At 30.5% G+C, this 5830-nt stretch carries 5 protein-coding genes and 1 pseudogene; 2 read left to right on the top strand and 4 right to left on the bottom strand.

Annotated elements, in window-relative coordinates; translation table 11 throughout:
* Positions 1-272 (top strand): annotated as a pseudogene (locus AADI82_RS13230) (glycosyl transferase family 2); the annotation flags it as partial.
* Positions 273-350: 78 nt separating this feature from the next.
* The gene (locus AADI82_RS13225; protein ID WP_341216898.1) at positions 351-1880 is read left to right on the top strand and encodes a carboxypeptidase-like regulatory domain-containing protein; all 1530 of its coding nucleotides are present in this window, start codon (positions 351-353) and stop codon (positions 1878-1880) included.
* Position 1881: 1 nt separating this feature from the next.
* Here the strand turns inward: AADI82_RS13225 and AADI82_RS13220 are convergent, their stop codons facing one another.
* The 4 genes from AADI82_RS13220 to AADI82_RS13205 all read right to left on the bottom strand — a co-directional run bounded on the left by AADI82_RS13220 (position 1882) and on the right by AADI82_RS13205 (position 5783).
* Positions 1882-2613 carry a metallophosphoesterase family protein gene (locus AADI82_RS13220; protein WP_341216897.1) on the bottom strand — a complete coding sequence of 244 codons (732 nt, stop codon included), beginning with the start codon at positions 2611-2613 and terminating at the stop codon, positions 1882-1884.
* A 175-nt stretch (positions 2614-2788) separates the two neighbouring features.
* On the bottom strand, positions 2789-4045 hold the full coding sequence (locus tag AADI82_RS13215) for an outer membrane protein assembly factor (RefSeq protein ID WP_341216896.1): 1257 nt from the start codon (positions 4043-4045) through the stop codon (positions 2789-2791).
* Positions 4042-4773, bottom strand: a complete 732-nt coding sequence (locus AADI82_RS13210) for a hypothetical protein (RefSeq protein WP_341216895.1) — start codon at positions 4771-4773, stop codon at positions 4042-4044. The genes AADI82_RS13215 and AADI82_RS13210 overlap by 4 nt, the downstream gene beginning before the upstream one ends.
* Entirely contained in the window at positions 4770-5783 is a 1014-nt protein-coding gene (locus AADI82_RS13205) for a glycoside hydrolase (RefSeq protein ID WP_341216894.1), read from the bottom strand. Before AADI82_RS13205 ends, AADI82_RS13210 begins: the two co-directional genes overlap by 4 nt.
* Between the last annotated feature and the right edge of the window lie 47 nt (positions 5784-5830).

Raw genomic sequence — 5830 nt, 5'->3', positions numbered from 1 at the left:
TATTTATTACAAAGTCACTTTTTAATTCTATTGGAGGTTTTGATGAAAATTTTAAAATTTACGAAGACAACGATTTTATTAGCAAACTTTACGCTCGAAAACAATTTGTAGTCATTCAAAAGTGGTTAACCACTTCTCCAAGACATTATAACACGAATGGTATTTGGCGGTTACAATTTCATTATTGGACTATTCATTTAAAAAAATGGCTTGGTGCTTCGCCAGATAAACTAAATCAATATTATGTAAAATATGTAAATGTTAACAAATAATAAATTTCACTTAATGAAACCCTAAATGTTACATTTAGGTTATATAATCGTCTACTTTTATAGCAAATAGATTTTTATATGCAGCCAAAATTACTTTTTATCTTAGTTACCCTTTTTATTTCTCAATTGTTTAATGCACAAGAATCAATACATGCAAAATTGATTGATTCTACTACGCAAAAGCCTATTCCGTTTGCAACTATAGAACTCAATAAAAAATCTGGTGTTATTAGTAACGAAAATGGTGTTTTTCAGATGTATTTAGATAAAAAAATCACTAAAAAAGACTCTCTTTTTATCAACTGCTTGGGCTATGAAACTAAACGTATTGCCATTAAAAAATTTACAGACAGCATTATTGTTTTAAGCACAAAATCTATTGAATTAGATGAAGTTTTAGTTTCTAATAAAAAATATACAGTAGATGAAATAATAGAAAAAGCTAAAGAAAACTTAGCTAATAATTATGATTTTGATTACAGTAAAAGCAGATTGTTTTACAGACAATCTGACAATAATAATATTCTTAAAAACACTATAGATATTAAAAAATCGACGATTCCAGAAATTAACCAAAAGTTTGTAGATAGCGTTTTATACATCATGCCAAAAAACTCTGGGAACTACACAGAAATTTTAGGTGATTTTTACCAAAAACCTATTTCTAAAGATGCTTTGAAATTAGATATTATTAAGGCTTCAAACCTTTACGATAAAAACAATGAAATCTCATTTGAAGGTTTAGAAGAAAAATTCAACAATATATTTAAAAAACACGTTAAAAGAGACTCGTATTTTAAAATTAAATCTGGAATTTTTGGAACTAAAGAAGACATAGATTCTTCACTTTTTGGTGAAACTAAAGAAGTAGACAAAGACATTGAAAAAACAAAAGCTTTTATTGAAGAACAAAAAAAGAAAGAAGCCGAAAGGAAAAAGAACTTTTTAAGATATAGAAAACGTGCTATTTCAAATTTAGAGGCTAGTAGTTTTATTTTTGAAGACTCGCATTTAAACTTTCTTGAAAAATCTAACCGATACGAATTCGAGCTTTTAGATTACCAATTTTTAAACGGTGAATTTGCATATAAGATAACTTTTACTCCAAAAAGAAAAGAAGACTTTAAAGGCGTAATATATGTAAACACTGATGATTTTGCGATTATACGCTTAGATTATGAGAATGTAAAACCACTCAAGAAGTTTAGACTTTTAGGTATTTCGTTTTCTCAATACCTTACCAAAGGCACCTTTATTTACTCGAAAAACGACACGGATAAATATGCCCTTAAATATGCCGAAATAGAATCTGGTAATAAATTTGGTATTAAAAGACCTTTAAAAATTATTGAAAAAAATAAACACACAAAAGGCAGAAGAAAACAGAATGAAATATCTACAGATATCAATTTTCAAGTATCTAATATTGTAAAAAAGGAACTTGTGGTTTTTGAAAACGAAAGCATCACTGAAGCTACATTTAACAGTTTTAAAGAAAAGGCTAAAGTTAAACCAACATATTTACCAAAATACGATCCTGAGTTTTGGAAAGGATATAACGTTATGGAACCTAATCAAGCTATAAAGAATTTTAAGAGTATTGAGTAATTTACACTTTATTTCTCCCCTTTTCATTTGGATACAAAGCTGGTAAATTATCACTCTGAAAAATGGCTTTAGTAGTTATATTAATCCCAGAAAGTTTACCAGTAAAAGCAGCACCTGTATCAATATTCCAAACATTAGCAGCATGCATGGGTTCATCTACTTTAAAATTGATTGTTGGTGTATGCCCAATATAAATTTCGGAGTAATGTTTTAATCGATTTGGGTAAATAGCTGAATCTTTTTCAATGCTTTCATCCATAGTTAAAGCCATTTCCCAAAGTGTTCTGTCAAAATAAAGGCTTGCTTTAAAAACCTCTTTTTCTACACCATGCATTGATGTAAATCCTGCATGAACAAATAACCTTTTTTTATCATCAATATAGTAAAGTGGCATGTTTTCAAAAAACTTTAAATGCTCCTTTTTTTTATCTTCTGAAAAACCCACATAACTATCCATGGTTTCTTTACCCCCATGCATATACCAAATAGGGTTAACATCGTCGTCTCTTAACCAATCTTCACACCAAACATCATGGTTTCCTTTTATAAATATGCAGTTTATTTTTTGTGACAGTTCTATTAAAAACTGAATAACTTGAGCAGATTCGCTCCAACCATCAACATAATCTCCTACAAAAATAAGGGTGTCTTCATCTTTAATCTCCATTTTATTTAAGAGCTGAATTAAAGCTTTTAAACCTCCATGAATGTCTCCTATTGCAAATGTTCGCATACTTAAATTTTCAATCAAAAATAATTGTTTGTATTGGAATTAACCAGATTTTCCGTTTGAAAACTTACTTTGGCGGGTTGGTGCGTTAGGGATTGAGCAATTGTTGGAGCTCCTCGCAGAGAGCGACTTGTGAAAGCCCGACCCCAAGGCACGTAGGGGTAACGCCCTAAATACTTTAAAAATACTGCCCAATACCAAATACAAAACCGTTAGTTGAGTTTTTTGTTACACCATAACCATAATCAATTCTAAAAATGGCATTGTATATTTTTTTATGAATGAAGCGTAAGCCTAAACCTGGATATACTTTAATGTTATCATCTTTACTAAAATCGCCAAAATCGCCTCCTGGGTTTCTCCAAGAACCTGCATCTACAAATGCATTCCCTTGTAAAACAAACCATTTTTTTTCATACAATGTATGGCGATATTCGGTATTTAAAACAATAACTCCTGTGCCTCTATCTATTGTATTACCAACACCGCGAAGATTTAAATTATTATCAACCGAAAAAGGTGCAAAGGGTGTTTCATCATTAGTAGACAAACCCATGCGCAATCTGTTAGCCCAATTACCTTTTTCGCCTATACGTTTAAAATAGAAAAAATCATTCCAACCTATAAAAAAATCAGGGAGCATATCGTTGGTTGATGTAACGTATTGAAAATTGAATATGCTTCTAAAGCCAGTAACAAATTGATAAAAATAATCAAGATTGTTATACTCATAAATCCCCTTTGCCAACCATTTATGCACGTTTAATTCGGGACGATTATTAACGTTTTCTCCTTTAAAACGGTAATCTTCGGTAAAGTAATTTGCTCCAAATTCTAACCTATTATGAAAATCGAATCGGTACAAACCAAGAATTTCGTAGCTCTTATTATTGTATTTGTATTGAGCGGTTTCATCTTCAAAAAACACAGGCTCTTGGGTAGTTAAATCTTGATAATTAGCAGCTAATCCCCAATGTTTAGAAAATAAAAATGGCGCTCTAAGATTAATGGCGTGTGAATCGTAAATATCTTTCTGATAAAACCCTCCAAAAATAATATTCCTTCCAAAAGCATTAAACTCATATAAGCCTATACGATATGCAAACTCATCATTATCTGTGGTGTAAAAATTAACCGAAGGAATTAAAGTAAAGTTTTCTTCAATATTGTAAAACACATTACATTCATTATCCGCAGAATGAAATACTTGATAATATGCATGAGACACTGATGGCAAGCGTCTTAAACGCCTTATATCCTGCTCTATAACTAATGAATCTAACTTTACTCCTGCTTTAATTGTTGAAATACTTTTTACAAAAGATGTTTTAAGCTTTTTATTGCCTTGAATTTTTAAATCGGCAACTGTTAAATCCTGCGAAAACAAACTCACACTAAATAAACTCAATATTAAGATGGTAAGAATTTTATTCATTGTGCATCAAAAGTTTTTTGAATTACCCAATTTACCCAATTATCTTCACTAACATCCATTAAAGTGAAATTATAACTGCTTCCTATAATTAATTCTGGCGGCGCATCTGTTGTTACATTTAAAACGACATTAGAAATGTCGTAATATTGAAAATGATTATCATAGGTATAAGTTCCTGAAAGTAAATTATCTTGTTCATCAGAAATAACTTGAAAGTATATGGCATTATCGCCAAAAGCATTGTGTTCCCATGCAAAATTTGGCATTCTAGATTGCGATTGATCTATAGCGACTTCATCATTCCAAACTGTAGATTTTGTTAAATGCTTAACTCGAATTGGATTTGATATTTTTATTTCTCCATCCAACTCAAAAGTAACAATAACCCATTTTTCAGTAGTTGACGATTGTGGAAACCTACCTAAATACCCATTAAAAACAGGTTCACTATGGAGCTCGTTTAAAAGGTAATTTGAAAAATCATCTTTATTAACTTGAGCATTTTGGGTTTCATAAAACCGAATATTAGTTGCTCCAGTTTCTGGGTAGTAAAAGGTTAAAATCTCGTTGGTGTTTGCATCACTTGCAGCACAAGCAATAACAGCTCCCATTTCAAAAGATTTATTTAAAATATAAACATCTAAAGTATTCCCTAAATTGTCATCATTATCATTTAAACAAGATGTAAAAACTAAAAAACTTACAATTATATACTTTATTTTGCTCATTTAGAATTAGAATTTATATACTGTTTACGTAATAAAGCTTCAACAGGTTTGTTTTGCGGCGTAAATTGTGTGTTTTTTACACCACCAACTTTATTATGATTAACAAACCATTTCCAAACAAAACCACCTGCAAACCAGTCTTCGTTCCAAAAGGTTTCAAATAAGGCTTTAGTAGTGTTAGTTTGAGCTTCTAAATTAACTTGATTCATACTTCTATCGCTTTTCCAAGGTTCTTTTCCTGCATAATCTACACTTCTATAACCAAATTCTGTAAATAAAATTGGTTTTTTAAATGTACTTGAAAGCGCTTTAATAACTGGTTTATGCTCTTTCCATCCTTCTAAACAGTCTTCAACCGTTGGTGTTTTACTATCACTAACAGGAAAATAGGCATCAACCCCAATAAAATCTAAATCGCCCCAAAACGGTGTACGTTTAAACTCATCCCAATTTGCTGCGTAGGTTAATTTACCTTTGTATGTTTTCTTTATTTCTATTATTAAATTACTCCAATACTTTGGTCGATTTACAATAAACTTTTCAAGTTCGGTGCCAATACAAAATATTTCGGCATTTACTTCTTGAGCTAGTAAAGCATATTCCATTATAAAACTGGTATATGAATCTTCTAACAATTTCCAATTAGTTTCATCTTTCATTTCAATATAACCAGTAAATTCGCCACGCCAAACCCAAATTTGGGGTTTTATCATGATTTTGATCTGCTGCTCTCTAAGAACTTCTATATATTGCTTTGCTCCTGCTCTAGTTTCTCCAAACCATTGTCTATCGGTGTTATGAATTATTTCTGGATATTCTAGATTTCTTATAAAACCGAAAGGCATAATCGCTGCATAATTTGCATTAACATTTACAACAGGTTTTACATGAGATTCGTTAATTTCATCTGAAGAAGCCACAAAACTCACGCCGTTAATTTTTTCAATTTGACTTGAGCAAGCTTGAAAACTTAATATTAAAAAAACAATTAGAAGCTTAAATAGTTTCATTATAAAACAATTAATAAGCTTCTAATTTACATTATTAATTAGAATAA

Source organism: uncultured Wocania sp. (assembly GCF_964021735.1).
GTDB lineage: Bacteria > Bacteroidota > Bacteroidia > Flavobacteriales > Flavobacteriaceae > Wocania_A.
This window is presented reverse-complemented; position numbering and strand designations above follow the sequence as displayed.